General features: G+C 69.5%; 14 protein-coding genes and 1 pseudogene. 8 read left to right on the top strand and 7 right to left on the bottom strand.

What is annotated here, in order from left to right; translation table 11 throughout:
* Positions 1-70: 70 nt before the first annotated feature.
* The 5 genes from R4823_RS21485 to R4823_RS21465 form a co-directional block, all read right to left on the bottom strand.
* On the bottom strand, positions 71-1,978 hold the full coding sequence (locus R4823_RS21485) for an ATP-binding protein (RefSeq protein ID WP_338616072.1): 1,908 nt from the start codon (positions 1,976-1,978) through the stop codon (positions 71-73).
* The gene (locus R4823_RS21480) at positions 1,891-2,553 is read right to left on the bottom strand and encodes a response regulator transcription factor (protein ID WP_087837808.1); all 663 of its coding nucleotides are present in this window, start codon (positions 2,551-2,553) and stop codon (positions 1,891-1,893) included. The genes R4823_RS21485 and R4823_RS21480 overlap by 88 nt, the downstream gene beginning before the upstream one ends.
* A 158-nt stretch (positions 2,554-2,711) precedes the next feature.
* Positions 2,712-3,803 carry a 4-oxalomesaconate tautomerase gene (locus R4823_RS21475; RefSeq protein WP_087837976.1) on the bottom strand — a complete coding sequence of 364 codons (1,092 nt, stop codon included), beginning with the start codon at positions 3,801-3,803 and terminating at the stop codon, positions 2,712-2,714.
* 2 nt (positions 3,804-3,805) lie between these two features.
* Positions 3,806-4,816 carry a tripartite tricarboxylate transporter substrate binding protein gene (locus tag R4823_RS21470; RefSeq protein WP_087837807.1) on the bottom strand — a complete coding sequence of 337 codons (1,011 nt, stop codon included), beginning with the start codon at positions 4,814-4,816 and terminating at the stop codon, positions 3,806-3,808.
* A 195-nt stretch (positions 4,817-5,011) separates the two neighbouring features.
* Positions 5,012-6,157: a PrpF domain-containing protein gene (locus R4823_RS21465; protein WP_087837806.1), complete on the bottom strand. Its 1,146-nt coding sequence runs from the start codon at positions 6,155-6,157 to the stop codon at positions 5,012-5,014.
* Positions 6,158-6,300: 143 nt separating this feature from the next.
* Here R4823_RS21465 and prpR point away from each other — a divergent pair, with 143 nt between their 5' ends.
* Entirely contained in the window at positions 6,301-8,229 is a 1,929-nt protein-coding gene (gene prpR / locus R4823_RS21460) for a propionate catabolism operon regulatory protein PrpR (RefSeq protein WP_087837805.1), read from the top strand.
* Positions 8,230-8,235: 6 nt separating this feature from the next.
* On the opposite strand, the gene R4823_RS21455 is transcribed toward prpR, so the two are convergent.
* Positions 8,236-9,147 (bottom strand): LysR family transcriptional regulator, encoded by a 912-nt coding sequence (locus tag R4823_RS21455; RefSeq protein WP_087837804.1) that lies wholly within the window; start codon positions 9,145-9,147, stop codon positions 8,236-8,238.
* 296 nt (positions 9,148-9,443) lie between these two features.
* Here R4823_RS21455 and R4823_RS21450 point away from each other — a divergent pair, with 296 nt between their 5' ends.
* From R4823_RS21450 to R4823_RS21420, 7 genes and pseudogenes are all read left to right on the top strand, one after another.
* Positions 9,444-10,613 carry a porin gene (locus R4823_RS21450; RefSeq protein ID WP_176400672.1) on the top strand — a complete coding sequence of 390 codons (1,170 nt, stop codon included), beginning with the start codon at positions 9,444-9,446 and terminating at the stop codon, positions 10,611-10,613.
* A 21-nt stretch (positions 10,614-10,634) separates the two neighbouring features.
* Positions 10,635-11,606, top strand: a complete 972-nt coding sequence (locus tag R4823_RS21445; RefSeq protein WP_087837803.1) for an MBL fold metallo-hydrolase — start codon at positions 10,635-10,637, stop codon at positions 11,604-11,606.
* 14 nt (positions 11,607-11,620) lie between these two features.
* Entirely contained in the window at positions 11,621-12,604 is a 984-nt protein-coding gene (locus R4823_RS21440; protein ID WP_165963174.1) for an MBL fold metallo-hydrolase, read from the top strand.
* 16 nt (positions 12,605-12,620) lie between these two features.
* Positions 12,621-13,856, top strand: coding sequence for an amidohydrolase family protein (locus tag R4823_RS21435; protein WP_087837801.1), 1,236 nt, complete (start codon positions 12,621-12,623; stop codon positions 13,854-13,856).
* Positions 13,853-14,839, top strand: coding sequence for an alpha/beta hydrolase (locus tag R4823_RS21430; RefSeq protein WP_243724532.1), 987 nt, complete (start codon positions 13,853-13,855; stop codon positions 14,837-14,839). Before R4823_RS21435 ends, R4823_RS21430 begins: the two co-directional genes overlap by 4 nt.
* 112 nt (positions 14,840-14,951) lie before the next feature.
* Positions 14,952-15,353, top strand: a pseudogene (locus R4823_RS21425) (LysR family transcriptional regulator); the annotation flags it as partial.
* 97 nt (positions 15,354-15,450) lie between these two features.
* On the top strand, positions 15,451-15,882 hold the full coding sequence (locus R4823_RS21420) for a LysR substrate-binding domain-containing protein (RefSeq protein WP_254914565.1): 432 nt from the start codon (positions 15,451-15,453) through the stop codon (positions 15,880-15,882).
* Between the two features lie 8 nt (positions 15,883-15,890).
* Here the strand turns inward: R4823_RS21420 and R4823_RS21415 are convergent, their stop codons facing one another.
* A complete protein-coding gene (locus R4823_RS21415; protein WP_165963175.1) occupies positions 15,891-16,046 on the bottom strand; it encodes a hypothetical protein in 156 nt (51 codons plus the stop codon).
* Positions 16,047-16,060: the final 14 nt, after the last annotated feature.

Here is a 16,060-nt window from a genome sequence, read left to right as displayed (position 1 = left end):
CAGACGTGATGTTAAGAGCGCCGCCGCGGTTTGGAAAATCGTATATGTGAATGGGGCGCAGTGGAAAAAGCTATGGAGCCGCCGCAGGCAGGTGGGCTCGCAGGCGGGTGCCGCCCATGCCCGATTCGACCGCCAGACGCCCACCGATGCGCGCGATGCGCGCCCGCATGCTGCGCAGCCCGATGCCGACCATCGACCGGTCCGCCAGCTCGACGTCGAATCCCGCGCCGTCGTCTTCGACGCTCAGTTCCAGGGCTCCGTTGCCGGCATCGGCCAGGGTCACGGCGACCGTATTCGCGCGGCTGTGCTTGATCACGTTGGTCAAGGCTTCCTCCAGGAAGCGGGCCAGCGCGAGCAGGCGGGCCGTATCCGGTTCCGCGGGCCATTCCGGGGCGACTCGCCAGACGCACCGGACGCCCTGATCGTCGAAGAGGTCGCCGAAGCGGCGGCGCAACGGCGCGATCCAGTCGGCGGGCGAGGCCGCCGTCGCCGCGACCGCCGCGAAGCTGTGGTCCAGGACCTGTCGCAGGTCGTCCCGCAGGCTTTTCAGGACCGACACGTAGTGCTGCGGCGGCAGCGTGGCGTCGCCCTTTTCCGCCATGACGATGGACCGTACCAGCGAACTGCCCAGGCCGTCGTGGAGGTCGTGGGAAATCCGCAGCCGTTCGCTCAGCCGGGCGTTGGCCACTTCCAGCTCGTGTTGCCGGCCCAGCGTATGGGCGAGTTCCCGCCGGGCTTCCTCGACATGGTCGGCCAGTTCACGATTGAACCGCTCCACGCGCCCGAGGGTGGAGGTGAAGCTCCAGGCCAGGACCAGGGCCATGCCTATCATGATCAGCGGCGCGGTGGCGGCCGTGTAGCCGTGCACGTCGTCGATGATGCGCAGGAAGGCCAGGATGTCGTGGATGGCAGCCACCAGGAAACCCAGCATGCAGGCCGCCAGGAACAGGTGCTCGGGCTGGCGCGTGCGCGCGGCGCGGAACTGGAATTGCACGCAGGTTCCGACGAACACGGCGGCATAGCCCACCGCCACCAGGTAGAACACGGCCTTGGGCTGGGCCGGCCCCAGTGCCAGCAGCGCCGCGCACACCGCTCCCGTGACGGTCCACAGCGCCTTTTCCAGGCGGGGGAAGCGCTGGCCGCCGAACCGCCAGGCGAACATCGAGAAGGCGCTGCAATAGATGGTGAAGACCAGGGTGATCCACGTGGACCAGCCGTGCGTGGTGGCGAACGGCCAGGGGGAGGTGACGGCCGAGTTCAGGCCGAACAGCAGCCAGGCCAGCGACGTCAGCGCATACCATCCGTAGGCCTGCTCGTTGCGCCGCAGGAGCCAGACCATCAGGAAGAAGCAGCCCAGCGTGATCGAAATGATCAGGTTGGCCTGCGGCAGGACGCGCCGCAGCAGCCATTCTCGTTCGTAGCGCGGACGGACCTCGTCGGGCGGGCCGATGTGCACCCCGCCCAGCCCGGAACTGTAGAGGTCGTAGCCCGCCACCCTGATCCACAAGGTGTTGATGCCGGCGCGCAGCGCCGAGGGCGGCAGCAGGGAATAGCGCGGCAGGTTCCAGCTGCGCGTCAGGGGTTCGACCAGGCTGGCGTCTGCCCAGAGCGGGTCGTCGTTGAGCCGTCCCGCGCCCGCCATCGAAAGATATTCGAGGAACAGCGCCACGGGCTGGCCGGGGCAATGCGTCCATTCGACGCGGTACCAGACCGTGCCGTCGTGGCCGGGCCAGCGCGTCGACCAGATGTCGGGCAGGGCGACGGCCTCCCAGCCCGTGGCGGGCGGCGTGTCCGGGGACTCGTTCGCGCGGGCGGCGCTGATGGAGGAAATCGCCGGGCGGCATGCGTCCGCGCGGGCCGTCTCCGGCAGCCACAGCCAGAGCGCCAGGACTACAGCAAGCCAAGCGAACGTGCTTCGTGGATCGCGCGCGTGCGGGACGTGACCGCCAGTTTCCGGTAGATGTTCTTGATGTGGCATGCGGCGGTGTGGGGGGAGACGAACAACTGCTCGGCGATCTCTCGATTGGTGTGGCCCTGGGCGACCAGTTCGAGGATTTCCAGCTCGCGCTTGCTGAGCGTCGCCTCGGCCTGGGCCCGGGGCGGCGACGCGGGGGCAGGCAGCAGCGCCAGCAGGCGCCGGGCGATGAACGGGTCGATGGGCGCGCCGCCCCGCAGCGCGCTGCGCAGGGACATCGCGATTTCCTGGTCGTCGCGTTCCTTGAGGACGTAGCCGGTGGCGCCCAGCTTCAGTGCGGCCAGGATCATGTCTTCGGTGGAGCAGGCCGAGATCACCAGGATCGCGGTCCCATGGCCGCGCGCGTGCAGCGCCTCGATCAGGTCCAGGCCGTTGCCGTCGGGCAGGCCGAGGTCGATCAGCGCGAGCGCGAAGCGGACGTCGCTGTCGAGGTGGAAGCGGGTCTCTGCCAGCGAAGCGCACGAGACCAGCGTGCCGGAGGGGTAGCCGAGCCCGGTCAGGAGACGCAGGATCCGCTGTCGCATCGAGGGCTCGTCTTCGACGACGAGGACCGGTGCGGAAAGGGGAAGATCGGTCATGGTGAAGCGGCGCGGCGTGCCCCGGACTGCGCGCCGGGGCACGGGCGGTAACACGATGTTGCAGATATGTGGACTGTACCACCACGAAATGAAAACGGCCCCGCCGGCAGGGCCCCGTGGGGACCTTCAGGCGGGGCCGTGCGCGCGGACGCGCGCGGTCAACCGTCCTGCCAGACCTCGGACGGAATCAGCACGCTGCCCTCGAACAGCCGGCGGGCGGTGCGTATCACCGCGGCGCGGCGGATGACCGGCGTGGCGCTGACCAGGTCCACGTCGAGGTCGATGGAGATCGTGCCGGACGGATGCTCGATGCGCACCACGCCTTGCGGCGGTGCGCTGTCCAGGCCCGAGAGCCGGGACGCGATGGTGCCCGGCACGGCGCAGGCCGAGGCCACGCACAAGGCGCCGGTGACGGCGTGCGCGCGGTGGCAGGAATAGGGCACGAAGTAACGCGACGATATCGTGCCGCCGTGCTGCGGTTCGGCCAGCAGCCCGATCTTGGGCACGACCGATCCGCTGACGTCGCCCAGGCCCATCAATTCGCCCGCCTTGCGCCGGATGGCTTCCATCCTGGCGATCAGGGCGGTGTCGGCATCGAGCTCCTCGGCGCTTTCATGGCCGGTCTTGCCCAGTTGCGTCGCCGAGAACAGCACCATGGGCATGGCGACGTCCACGCAGCTGACCTCGATGCCGTCGATCACGTCCAGCGGCCGGCCGGTGGGCAGCAGCTTGCCCGTGATGGAACCGATGGCGCTGCGGAAATTCAGCTTGACCGGGGCGGCGGTGCCGGGCACGCCGTCGATCGCCGCGTCGCCGGAGTAGGTCACCGAGCCGCCCGGCGTCTGTACGATGGCGTGGACTTCGGCCTGGGTGTTGACGTTGAAGATGCGCACCGTCGTCTCGTCGCCCTGCGCCGGCACCAGTCCGGCGTCGATGGCGAACGGGCCGACCGCGCCCAGGATGTTGCCGCAGTTCGGGCGCGTGTCGACCATGCGTTCGTTCACCAGGACCTGGGCGAACAGATAGTCGACGTCTATGCCCGGACGCCGCGAGGGGCTGATGATGGCGACCTTGCTGGTGAACGGCGTGGCGCCGCCGATGCCGTCCACCTGGTAGGAATGCGGCGACCCCATGGCGGCCAGCAGCACCTCGTCGCGCCGCGCCGGATCGGCCGGAAGGTCGGAGGCAAGAAAGAACGGTCCGCGCGAGGTCCCGCCTCGCATCATGACGCACGGTATTTTCGTCTGCATGGTCATTCCACCTGGATCTTGGCATCGGTCACGACGCGTTTCCAGAGGGTCAACTCCTTCTGGATCTGCGCCATCAACTGTTCGGGCTTGCCGACGGCGGGCTCCTCGCCGTTGGCCTTCAACTGCTCCACGGTTTCAGGCAGGGCCAGCGCGATGTTCATTTCCTTGTTCAGCCGTTGCTGGATGTCGGCGGGCAGGCCCTTGGGGGCAATCAGCCCGTACCAGACGATCACTTCATAGCCGGGCACGCCGGCCTCGGCCACGGTGGGGATGGACGGCTCGGCCTGGATGCGCTTGGGCAGCGTCTCGGCCACGACCTTCAGCCGGCCGCTCTTCATGTAGGGAAAGGCGGCGCCGGCCGTGCTGAAGAAGACGTCGGTCTGGCCCGCGACGGTGTCGGTCAGGGCTGGAGCCGTGCCGCGATAGGGCACGTGGGTCATCTCGATGCCGGCGGTGCGCTGGAACAGTTCCGTGGCCAGGTGGGAGATGCCGCCCTGGCCGGACGACGCGTAGGTCAGCCCGCCTTTCCTGGTCTTGGCGAGCTGGATCAGGTCGGCCAGGTTGTTGACCGGCAGCGTGGTCGGCACGGAGATCAGGAGCGGGCCGCGCGCGATCATGCCGATGGGCGTGATGTCCTTGATCGGGTCGAACTTGATGGGATAGAGGCTGGGGTTGACCGAATAGCTGTTGGAAATGAGGGTGAGCGTGTAGCCGTCGGGGTCGGCCTTCACGCCGGCTTCCACGCCCAGCTTGCCGCCGGCTCCGGCGCGGTTCTCGATCACCACCGGCTGGCCCAGCGCGTCGCCCAGGCGCCGGCCCAGGGTGCGGGCGATGGCGTCGTTGCCGCCGCCGGGGGCGAAGGGCACGATCAGCTTGATGGGCTTGGTCGGATAGTCGGACGCCTGCGCGGCCTGCCAGGAAGCGGCGGCCAGCGTGCCCACGATCGCGGACAGGAGGGTGCGGCGGAAGGCCTTGAACGCCGAGCCGGCGCGAGGCGTAAGGGGGTACGTCATGGGGGTCTCCGGGGACGGTTCTTGTGTCTGAATGGAGGACTGTCGAGCAAGGTGCGTGCCATGCGGCGGGTGCTATCGCGGATCCCGATCCAAGCCATTGATTCGTATGAGGATTTCCAGGCGCGACCGTCGGGCGGCCGCGCGTCGGAACACTGGTGGTGTTTCAATAATGTAACGCGTTTCTACGAAACGGCGTCACCGTCCGGTGGGGGCATAGACCTCGCCGCGCATCAGCCGGCGCGCGGTGCGCGTGACGGTGGCGCTTTCCACGCGCGGCTGCTGCCCGCCGCCGACGGCGGCGCCCACGGGCAGCGAGCCCGAGGCATGGCCGATGACGATGTCGCGGCCGTCCGTGGGGACGCGGCCCAGTTCGGCGCCCAGGGTGCCGGGCAGGCGCACGCAGGCGGCCAGGCACATCGCGCCCGTCAGCGGCGTTGCCCGGTGCGGCTGGCCCGCCGAGAACATGCGGGCGGTGATGTCCACGTCCTGGGCCCGCAACGAGGCGCCCGACGCAAACGCCACGTCCGCGGGCGGCGACAGCAAGCAGACCAGCGGCAGGTTGCGCAGGCGGGTGCGCGCTTCGTCCTCGGTGGCGAGCCCCATCAGGACGGCGGCCGCGACGCGCAGCTCCTCGCATTGCCGGACCACGTCCGGCCGGGCGTCGATCTGCGCCGCCGACTCCGTGCCGGACAGGCCGAAGTCCGCGGCGCGCGCGAAGACGGTCGGGTTGGAGACGTCGACGCACGAGATCTCGATCGTGCCGACGTCCGGGATCGTCACGGTGTCGCGGGCGGCGCCGGTGGGGAACAGCTTGCCCGTCGTGGCGCCGCCCGGGTCCAGGAAGGACAGCCGGATGGGCGAGCCGGTGCCGGCCACGCCGGGCAGCGCGAAATCGCCGGCGACCGCGGCGCGGCCGTCGCTGAGGGCGAAGTCGGCTACGATGATCTTGCCGGTATTGGTGTTGTGGATGCGGACCGATGCGTGGTCGCCCGATGCCCGCACCAGCCCTTCGTCCACCGCGTAGGGGCCGATGGCCGCCGAGATGTTGCCGCAATTGCCCCGGTACTGGACCAGCGGCGCGTCGATCGCGACCTGGCCGAAGGTGTAGTCCACGTCGGCATCGGCGCGCGAAGGCGCGCCCACCACGGCGATCTTCGACAGCGACGAGATGCCGCCGCCCAGCCCGTCCAGTTGCCGCTTGCCGGGATCGGGGCTGCCCAGCGTGGCGAGGAAGATGCGGTCGCGGGCGTCGCGGCCGGCGGGCAGGTCGCGGTCGTGGAAGACCAGGGCGCGGCTGGTGCCGCCGCGCATGTAGACGGCAGGATAGGCTGCTTGAGGCATCGAAGTCTCCGAGTGGAATGGCCGCTTCTTGCAAGGCGCATGCCAGCGGGCGCGATCGATGGGGGCCGCGGCGCCGCAAGGCGATGGGAGGCGTGTGTTTCACCTGGTGCGTGTTCATGTTTCAATATTGAAAAGGAGTGAACATGAGCATCGCCGCATCCGATGACCGCCGGCCCCTGATCTGGGCCATCAGCGCCCACCGGCTGACCGAGGTCTTCCGCACCGTCAGCCCCGAGCTGGCCGACCGCGCCGCCATCGAGATCATCGACAAAGGCTTCGACGACGCCATCGCCGAGATCGCCCGGCGCAGCGAAAAGCGGGCCTGCGACGTCATCGTCGCGGCGGGCGCCCATGGCGCCTATCTGCGCCAGAACGTCGGCATTCCCGTGGCCTTCGTCAAGGTGGGGGGCTTCGACCTGATGGCGGCGATCTGCAAGGCGCGGCAGTTCTCGGACCGTATCGCCATGGTCATGCACCGGCGCGTGCCGCCCGCGCTGAACCGCTTCGCGACGCTGTTCTCGCTGCCCATGCAGATCCGTGCCTACCAGACCGCCGAGGACGCCCGGCACTGCATCCAGGAACTGGCCGCGGCCGGCATCGAGGTGGTGGTCGGTCCGGGCCTGATCGCCAACCTGGCCGACGAGGCCGGATTGACGGGCATCCTGGTCTATTCGCTGGATTCGGTGCGCGCCGCCTTCGACGACGCGATCGAGATCGCAGCCGCGCAGAAGGCCGAGAAATCGCGCCGCACCCAGCTCGATTCGGTGCTGTATCACCTGAACGACGGCGTCATCGCGGTGGACATGGCCGGCCGCATCGTCGCCGCCAATCCGTCGGTGGACAAGCTGACCGGACGCCGCGTGCGCGAGGCCCTGGGCCAGCCGCTGCGCCAGGTGCTGCCCGACCTCGAGCCGGGGCAGGTCATGACGCGCGGAGCGGGCGAGATCGGGACGGTACAGGAGATGGGCGGCAAGTCGGTCGTGGTCGATCGCGTCCCGCTGCTGGACGAAGGCATGCAGACCGGCGCCATCTTCACGCTGCATGCATCCAGCGAGCTGGAGCGCGCCGTCAGCAAGCTGCGGGCGCATACGCACCGGCGCTCGCGCGTGGCCCGGTACCGGCTGGACGACGTGGTGGCCGAGTCCGCCGCCATGCGCCAGGTGATCGCGCAGTGCCGGGTATTCGCCGAGCACAGCGACGCGGCCGTGCTGATCCACGGCGAAAGCGGCACCGGCAAGGAACTGCTGGCCCAGGGCCTGCACAACGCGAGCCGGCGGCGCCGGCATCCCTTCATCGCCATCAACTGCGGCGCCTTTACCGAGACGCTGCTGGAGAGCGAGCTGTTCGGCTATGACGAGGGCGCCTTCACCGGCGCGCGCAGGCAGGGCAAGCCGGGCCTGTTCGAGTCGGCGAACGAAGGCACGCTGTTCCTGGACGAGATCGGCGAGATGCCGCTGCCGCTGCAGACCCGGCTGCTGCGCGCCTTGCAGGAGAAGGAAATCACGCGCGTGGGCAGCGTCGATACCATTCCGGTGGACGTGCGCATCGTGGCCGCCACCCATCGCGACCTGCTGGCGATGGTCAGGGCGGGCGCCTTCCGCGAGGACTTGTACTACCGCCTGAACATCCTGCAGGTGGTGGTGCCGCCGCTGCGCGACCGGCCCGAGGACATCGAGGCGCTGGCGCGGCGGCTGCTGCCGGCGGCGCTGGGGCGCGCGGGCTTGCAGGAGGCCGTGGCCCCCATGCTGGAGGCGGCGTTGCCGGTGCTCAAGGAAGGCGCATGGCGTGGCAACGTCCGGGAACTGGAAAACGTCTCGGAGCGCCTGACCATGGCCTGCCTGACCGAGGGCCGGCCGCTGTCGCGCCGCGAGGTGCGGGCCATGCTGGCCGACGCGCCGGCCCGGCGCCAGGCGCCCGCGGCGCGCAGCCTGTCGGCGGTGCGCGCCAGCCAGGAGGCCGCCCATGCCCGCGCCGTGCTGGCCGAGTGCGAGGGCAACCACCAGGAAGCCGCGCGGCGGCTGGGCATCAGCCGTACCACGCTGTGGCGCAAGATCAAGGCCGCGCGGGAATAGGGCCGGTCAGTCGCGTAGCGCCGCGCACATCTCGTGGATCGCGCTGCGCAGCCAGCAATTGGCGGGATCCTTGTGGAAGCGCTCGTGCCAGAACTGGTGCACCGTGATGGAAGGGCCGGCGAAAGGCAACTCCACGATGCGCAGGTTCGCATAGCGCGCACAGGTGTGCGCCACATCGCGGGGCACGACCGCGATCAGGTCCGAGGACTCGAGTATGGGCAGCAGGCTCATGACGTGGTAGACCTCCACCACCACCCGGCGCGGCGTATGCCGCGGCGCGAACATGCGATCGAGTTCCTCGCCGCGTCCGTCCGGCCGGACCAGCGCATGCGGCGCGGACAGGTATTCCTTCAGCGTCATGCGCTGGCCGATGGTGGGATGGTTCTTGCGGACCAGGCAGACGACGGGGATCTCCAGCAGCTTCTGCTGGAAGAAACCGGCCTTGTGCAGGTCGGGGAAATAGCCCAGCGCCAGGTCGGCTTCGCCGGATATCAGCGCCGACGCGGTCTCTACGGCGGGCCGGGCGATCGTGCGCAGGCTGGCGTGGGGAGCGTCGCGCGACATCCTGGCCAGGAGCGGCGGAAGAAAATGCACTTCGCCCACGTCGGGCGTGACGATGGTGAACGTCTTCCGGGTCGTGGCCGGATCGAAGCCGGCGCGCTGGAGGACGTCCGTCGCGATCGAGGCCAGCACGCTTCCGACCGGCCCGGCCAGCTCCAGCGCGCGCGGCGTCGGCCTCATCTCCAGGCCGGATCGCACGAACAGCGGGTCGCCGAACAGGTCCCTCAGCCTCGCCAGCGCCGCGCTCATGGCGGGCTGGCTCAATCCCAGCTTCTCGCCGGCACGCGTCACGCCGCGCTGGTCCAGGATGGCCTGGAATACGACCAGCAGATTCAGGTCTATGGCTTTCCAATCCATTTTTTGGATGCAGTGTATTGGCTGAATAATCTGGAGAAATGGAGAACCCGATCATAAACTGCGTCTCGCAAAAGAAAGCCGGCTCGCAGGAGACCCGGATGCCAGCCTGCCCTTCGCACCCAGCGAGCCCCTGAGGGCCCGCCCCGCGCTTCCCGCCTGAGCGGCGGGTATTCCTTCCCCATGTGTTTCATGCGTGTGCCTGTGCCAGGCGCGGCGCGGGATGCGTTCAACCGTGCATGGGGGCGACGCGATGCGCGGGAGAAGCCGGCGTCCATACGAGGAGACGAACGAAGAACATGAAGATGACGACATTGGCTGCCGCCATGATCGGGCTGGGTGGCGCGGTCGGAGCGGCGCCGGCACGGTCGGCGGTGGAGATCTATGGCGTGCTGGATACCGCCGTGGAGCACCTGCGTTCCAGCACGGGACAGCACGCGTCGCTGATGAAGCAGACCGGCCACGTGCCGTCGCGGGTGGGGTTGCGCGGCAGGGAAGACCTCGGCAACGGCATGCAGGCGCGTTTCGAACTGGAAAGCGGCCTGGGCCTGGACAGCGGCAGCCTGCTGCAGGGTGGCCGCATGTTCGGACGCTCCGCCTATGTGGGCCTGGGCTCGCGGCAATGGGGGGAAGTGCGGCTGGGGCGCCAGCTGTCCCTGATGCAGGGGGCGCTGGCGCCCTACGACCCCGATCATTTCTCGCCGTATTCGCCGGCGCTGGCGATGCAACTATCGGATCTCAGCCAGACATCGCTGGACAACGTGGCCAGCTACTGGTCGCCGACGGTGGGCGGCTTCGCGCTGGCCCTGGCGTTCGCATCGGGCGAGAACGCCCCGGTGGCCCCCAATCCCGGCGCGCCGCAAGTCGTCGGTCCCGGTACCGCCAGGCATACCCGGGCGGCCCTGCTGACCTATCGCCGCGCCGGCCTGTCGGCGGGCGTGGCCGCCATGGCCCTGGTGCAAGCCATGGTCTTCAGCTTCCTGGAGCGCATGGGCATGGACCGGGGATTCGGCGCCGGCGCGGTGACCGCCGTGTTGATCGCGCTGGGCATCGTGAACCTGTTTCCCGCTCCGCTGGCCGCGGTGCTGGAGCAGCGTTGGCCGGCCCGGGCTGTGCTGTGCTGGGGGCCGCTGGTCCAGGCGTCGCTGGCGTTGCTGATCGCGCAGGGCACGGCGTTCCCGCCCTACGCGGCCGGAGCCCTGTTCTTCTCGGCGGCGATGATCTTCACCCATACCTTTGCCTTCGGCGTGCTGGCCCGGCTGGAACCGAGCGGCCGGCTGGTGGCCGCCACCCCCGCCATGCTGATGACCGGTTCGGCCATCGGGCCTTTCCTGGGCGGCACGCTGGTCAAGTCCGCCGGCTATGGCGCGCTGGGCTGGGCGGCGGTGGGCATCGCCGGCGCGGCGGTGCTCGCCTTCCACCTGGCCTGCCGCCGCCTGCCTTCCGCGCGCACGCTGGCGCGCACCTGAACATTTCCTACGGAGACACCCATGAAATTTCCCTTTGTGTTCTTGCTGGCCGCCGCATTGGCCAGCGGCGCGCCGCAATGGGCGGCTGCCGCCGATGCGCGGGCGGAGCGGCCCATGGCCTGGACGACCCTGGGCACGGCGGGCGGCCCCATCATCCACGCCGACCGTTCGCAGCCCGCCAATCTGCTGACCGCCGGCCAGCGGGTCTGGCTGGTCGATTGCGGAGATGGCGCGCTGGAGCGCCTGGCCGCCGCGGGCTACCAGCCCTCCCGGGTGGGGGCGGTATTCATCAGCCATCTGCATCAGGACCACGTCGGCGGCCTGCAAGGCGTGATCGGCCTGCGCTGGATGCAGGTGGCGCCGGGAACGCTGACCATCTACGGTCCGCCGGGCACGGATGAAGTGGTCGACGGCATCCTGCGCTCCTTGCAGCCGTCCCACCTCGTCAGCGCCGAGGATGTGGGCGGCGGCCGGGGCGCGCGTACGCCGGCCGATACCGTCAGGGTGGTGATTCTGAAGGACGGCAGTGACGTGGACGTGGAGGGCGTGCGCGCGGCGCGCAATTCCCATTTCGACGGCCCGGTGGCCAGGATAGGCACCGAGTCGCTGTCGCTGCGCTTCGACCTGGATGGGCAGGGCATCGGCTACACGGGGGATACCGGCGAGAGCGCCGCGGTCGCTCGGCTGTTCAAGGGGGTAGAGCTGATGGTGAGCGAGGTCATCGACCTGGACGGCATCGTCGCCAACCTCAACGGCCCGGCTTCGCCCATGCCGCCGCAGGTGCGGCCCGCCTTGATCGACCACCTGAAGAAGCATCACCTGACACCGGCGCAGGCCGGCGCCATCGCGGCCGAGGCGGGCGCGCGGCGCCTGGTCTTCACGCACCTGGGCATCGCCGCGGCGTTCCAGCAGTCCGCGCCGGCGCTGGCGGCCGGTGCCCGGACGACCTTCGGCGGCGACGTCTTCGTGGCGCGCGATCTGGATCGTTTCTGAACATGGAGAAAGGGATGAAGATTCTCTGGATGATGGCCGCCGCGATGGTGACCGCGGCCGTGCCTCCCGCCGTCCTGGCCGCGGATGTCGCGCCGGCGGCTGCATTCGTGACGCTGGGGACGGGCGGAGGTCCGGTCATCCGGCGTGAACGCGCGGAACCGGCGAATGCGGTGGTGGTGGGCGACAGCGTCTATCTGTTCGACGTGGGGGCGGGCACCGAGCGCCAGATGGTGGCGGCGGGGCTGTCCATGCACAAGGTCAAGGCCGTTTTCGTTTCCCACCACCATATCGATCACAACGCCGACCTGGGCCAGATCCTCGCCAGCCGCTGGATGTTCAACAGCTACCAGCCGTTGCCGGTGATCGGGCCGCCGGGCACCGCGCGCATGGTGGCCGACCTGGTCGCCGCCGCCCGTACGGTGGAACTGGCGCCCATAGGCGGCGGCCCCGGCGGCAAGCCGCCGCTGGCTTCGACGGTCAAGGCGGCGGACCTGGACGCCGAGATGGACGAGCCGGCCGAGATCTATCGCGACGCCAACCTCCGCGTGCTGGCCGTGACGAACACGCACTATCACTTCCCGCCAGGCAGTCCGCAGGCGGCGTTCTCGCGGTCGTATGCCTTCCGCATCGAGACGCCCGGACGGGTCTATGTCTTCACGGGCGATACCGGCCCGTCCAAGAACGTGGAGCGCCTGGCGCGGGGGGCAGACGTACTGGTGAGCGAAGTGATCAACCTGGACAGCATGGTCGGAATTCTCAAGCGCGCCCCGGACCTGAAACCGGCGATGCTGCCTTCCATGATCAGGCACATGGAGCAGAACCACCTGACGCCCGTCGAGATCGGCAAGCTGGCCACGGCGGCGGGGGTCAAGGAAGTCGTGCTCACGCACCTGGCCCCGGGCGAGGATGGGGAGCGCGACCTGTCCGGCTATGTCCGCGGCATTCAGCCGGCCTTCATGGGGCCGGTGCGCATCGCCAGCGACCTGCAACGATTCTGAGAAAAGAGAGATCTCCATGAGTGCAACCGTATTCACCGGCGTCCGTGTCTTCGATGGCTCGGGTACGCCGCCATTCCCGGCCGAGGTCCGGGTCGAGGGCGAGCGCATCGTCCAGGTGGCGCGCGAGGCGGCGGTGCCGCGCGAAGGCGCCCGCATCGTCGACGGCCGCGGCGGCGTGCTGATGCCGGGCCTGGTCGAGGCCCACGCCCATCTGTCCTGGCCCACGTCGGTGGAGCGCTTCGTGCCCGGCATGTCCCTGCCGGAACAGGACCTCGTGCTCAATACCGCGCGCAATGCCCGCATCCTGCTCGATCATGGCTTTACCAGCGCCTATTCGGCGGGGGCGTTGGACAGGACCGTGGAAATCACGCTCAAGGCGGCCATCGACGCGGGGGGCATGCCGGGGCCGCGCCTGGTTCCTTCCTCGGTCGAGCGCGAGCCGCCCATCGAGTCGGCGATGATGGACCCGGGCAAGGTGGACGAACACGGGCGAGGGCCCGAGGCGGTCCGTGCCTTCGTGAAGGGCTGCGCGGCGCTGGGCGCGAAATCGCTCAAGTTCCTGTTGTCGGGGGAAAGCGCGCTCAAGCCCGGCGCCTCCATGGAGCTGCTCTACACCGAGGACGAGGCGCGGGCGGCGGGCGAGCAGGCACGCGAGTCGGACGTCTGGCTGACCGCCCACGCGCACGCCGCCGAGGCGGTGAAGATGGGCCTGCGCCATGGCTTTCGCGTGCTGTACCACTGCACCTACGCGGACGAGGAGGCGCTGGACATGATGGAGGCGCGCAAGGACGAGATATTCGTCGCGCCCACGCTGGGCATCGTGCAGGCGACACTGGATGCCGTGCCGCCGCCGCATTTCGACATGCGCCACATGAAGGAGGATGCCGCCATCGTGCTGGAGCGCCAGCGACGGCTGGTGCCGGAGTTGCGGCGGCGCGGCGTGCGGGTGCTGCCGGGAGGCGACTACGGTTTCCCCTTCAATCCCAATGGACGCAACGCGCGCGACCTGGAGCTGTTCGTGCGCCACCTGGGCTATACCCCCGCCGAAGCGTTGTCGGCGGCGACCATGCTTGGCGGGCAGATCATGGGCCTGGACGGCGAACTGGGGATGGTGCGCAAGGGCTTCCTGGCCGACCTGTTGCTGGTCGACGGCGATCCGTGCCAGGATGTGGCGATCCTGCAGGACAAGTCCCGGCTGTCCGCGATCATGAAGGATGGCCGGTTCCACAAATCCCCGGAGGGACGGCAATGAATCGTTTCTGGCAACGCTGGTGGTGCGCGGTGGCTTGCGGCATGCTGCCGCTGGGCGCGGGACCGGTCCTGGCGGCGGAGGGGGGCGTGCCGCCCGAATTGCAGGCCAGGTTGCGGCAGATGGGGCCGGTCATCGACGTGCCGGCGACCAAGGGGCTGTACCAGCCGCTGCTGGCCGCGCAACCGCGCGATGGGGTCAAGGTCGAGGCCGGTCTTCCCTACGGCCCGGACGAGCGGCACAGGCTGGACGTCTACGCGCCGGCCGAGGCCGCCTCGCGCCGGCCCGTCCTGGTGTTCGTCCACGGCGGCGGCTTCGTCCGGGGCGACAAGTCGGACAGCGCCAACCAGGGCTATTTCTATGCGCGCCAGGGCTACGTGGTCGTGGTGCCCAACTACCGGCTCGGGCCCGCCCACCGGTGGCCGGCCGGCGCCCAGGACATCTCGTCCGTACTGGCCTGGGCCAGGACCCACGCGGCCGGGCTCGGCGGCGACCCCGAACGCATCGTGCTGATGGGGGAGTCGGCGGGGGCGGCCCATGCCGCGGCTGCGACGCTGGTCCGGCGGTTCCATCCCGCCGAAGGACTCAGAATCGCCGGCGCGGTGTTCATCTCGGGCGTCTACGATGCACGGCTGGAGGGAATGGCGCGGCGCCAGTTCGGCATCCCGACGCCGGATCCCCGCAACGAGGCGTACTTCGGGCCGGACCGCGCGCAATGGGGTGCCATGTCGACCGTGGACCTGGTCGACGCGGCGCCCTTTCCGGTGCTGATCAGCTACGCCGAGATGGACCCCATGCAGATGCAGGTGCAGGCCGGCGAACTGTTCGCCCGGCTGGTGACCCGGCACGGCTTCGCGCCGGAACTCAATGTCGTGCGGGGGCACAACCACCTGAGCCAGGTCTATTCGGTGAACACCGGCGACGAGTCGCTGAGCGCGCCGGTACTGCGCTTCCTGAAGAGCTTGTTTCCCGGGCAGACCCCGTAGCGGCGAGCCGGCCGCTCGCGCACTGGAAGGGCGGCGGCCTCCGGGTGCAAAATACCGGCAAGCCGCCTGCATGTCCCGTGGCCTGCACGGCGGATCGCCATAGGGAGATTTGGTGAAGCTCACGACCCTGAACGCGCTGGTCGCGGCGGTGGAAGAAGGCAGTCTGCGCGGAGCGGCGAGGCGGGTGGGCACGTCGCAGCCGGCATTGACCAAGATGGTCAGGGAACTGGAGCTCGAACTGGGCGTGACGCTGTTGCAGCGGACCTCGCGCGGCGTCGTGCCCACGGCCCAGGGCCGCGTCCTGTACGAACGCTCGGTCAAGGCACGCCGCGAACTGAACCTGGCGGTGGACGAGATCCGGCAGATGTCCGGCTCCATGGTGGGCGAGCTGCACCTGGGCGCGGTGCCGGTGGCGGTCATGTTGCTGGTGCCCGAGGCGCTGAGGACCTTCGGCCAGGAATTCCCCGGCATCCGGCTGCGCGTGAGCGAAGAGCTCTATGTCGCGCAATTGCAGAAACTGCGGGCCCACGAGGTGGACGTGACCCTGGGGGGGATACCGGAAGACCTGTCGGCGGGCGAGTTTCCATATCGAGCCGCTGATCCGCACGACCATGGTACCCACCGCGCGCCGGGGCAGCCCGTGGCTGAAGGCGCGCACGCTGGCCGATCTGCAGGGCGCCCGCTGGGTGTTCACCGGTGCCGACGGGGAATCGGGCTATGCCCGGCCCTTGTTCGAGCAGCACGGGCTGGAACCGCCGGCGGTGGCCGCGGTGGCCAATTCGACCCTGGCGCTGCTGTCCTTGCTGGCGGCGGGCGACTATGTGGGCCTGATGCCGCGCCAGATCGCCATGCAGCCGCTGGCGTCCCAGTTCATGTCGGTGATCGACGTGGAAGAGAAGGGCTACGACCTGACGGTGGGCGCCATGCTGCGCAGCGATTCGCTGCCCTCGCCGCTGATGCGGCACCTGATCACCCACCTGCACCGGGCCGCGCACCACATCGGGCGCGACGATGCCGCGCTGGCGCCGGCCCGGCGGGCCTAGGAACGGTTCTAGCGGTTGACGACCACGCCCGCGTCTATGGTGCCATAGACGCTGATGCCGCTGCCGCCTTGGGCGGAATCGGACGGGGATCGCGGCGCGGGCGTGCAGGCCACGCAGAAGGCCGCCAGCAGCGGCCAGGTCGAGTTGAGCAAGAGTCGGAACATACGGTTTCCTGTCC

The sequence above is a fragment of the Pigmentiphaga sp. CHJ604 genome, from assembly GCF_036972535.1.
Lineage (GTDB): Bacteria > Pseudomonadota > Gammaproteobacteria > Burkholderiales > Burkholderiaceae_B > Pigmentiphaga > Pigmentiphaga daeguensis.
Note: the sequence above shows the minus strand (reverse complement) of the source record. Positions and strands in the feature narration are given on the sequence as shown.

Excerpts from the sequence above, each read along its gene's own strand:
- R4823_RS21415 (WP_165963175.1), bottom strand. The coding sequence starts at position 16,046 with ATGTTCCGACTCTTGCTCAACTCGACCTGGCCGCTGCTGGCGGCCTTC.
- R4823_RS21465 (WP_087837806.1), bottom strand. The coding sequence starts at position 6,157 with ATGCCTCAAGCAGCCTATCCTGCCGTCTACATGCGCGGCGGCACCAGC.
- R4823_RS21450 (WP_176400672.1), top strand. The coding sequence starts at position 9,444 with ATGAAGATGACGACATTGGCTGCCGCCATGATCGGGCTGGGTGGCGCG.
- R4823_RS21475 (WP_087837976.1), bottom strand. The coding sequence starts at position 3,803 with ATGCAGACGAAAATACCGTGCGTCATGATGCGAGGCGGGACCTCGCGC.
- R4823_RS21480 (WP_087837808.1), bottom strand. The coding sequence starts at position 2,553 with ATGACCGATCTTCCCCTTTCCGCACCGGTCCTCGTCGTCGAAGACGAG.
- R4823_RS21455 (WP_087837804.1), bottom strand. The coding sequence starts at position 9,147 with ATGGATTGGAAAGCCATAGACCTGAATCTGCTGGTCGTATTCCAGGCC.
- R4823_RS21445 (WP_087837803.1), top strand. The coding sequence starts at position 10,635 with ATGAAATTTCCCTTTGTGTTCTTGCTGGCCGCCGCATTGGCCAGCGGC.
- prpR (WP_087837805.1), top strand. The coding sequence starts at position 6,301 with ATGAGCATCGCCGCATCCGATGACCGCCGGCCCCTGATCTGGGCCATC.
- R4823_RS21420 (WP_254914565.1), top strand. The coding sequence starts at position 15,451 with ATGGTACCCACCGCGCGCCGGGGCAGCCCGTGGCTGAAGGCGCGCACG.
- R4823_RS21435 (WP_087837801.1), top strand. The coding sequence starts at position 12,621 with ATGAGTGCAACCGTATTCACCGGCGTCCGTGTCTTCGATGGCTCGGGT.
- R4823_RS21440 (WP_165963174.1), top strand. The coding sequence starts at position 11,621 with ATGAAGATTCTCTGGATGATGGCCGCCGCGATGGTGACCGCGGCCGTG.
- R4823_RS21470 (WP_087837807.1), bottom strand. The coding sequence starts at position 4,816 with ATGACGTACCCCCTTACGCCTCGCGCCGGCTCGGCGTTCAAGGCCTTC.
- R4823_RS21485 (WP_338616072.1), bottom strand. The coding sequence starts at position 1,978 with ATGCCACATCAAGAACATCTACCGGAAACTGGCGGTCACGTCCCGCAC.
- R4823_RS21430 (WP_243724532.1), top strand. The coding sequence starts at position 13,853 with ATGAATCGTTTCTGGCAACGCTGGTGGTGCGCGGTGGCTTGCGGCATG.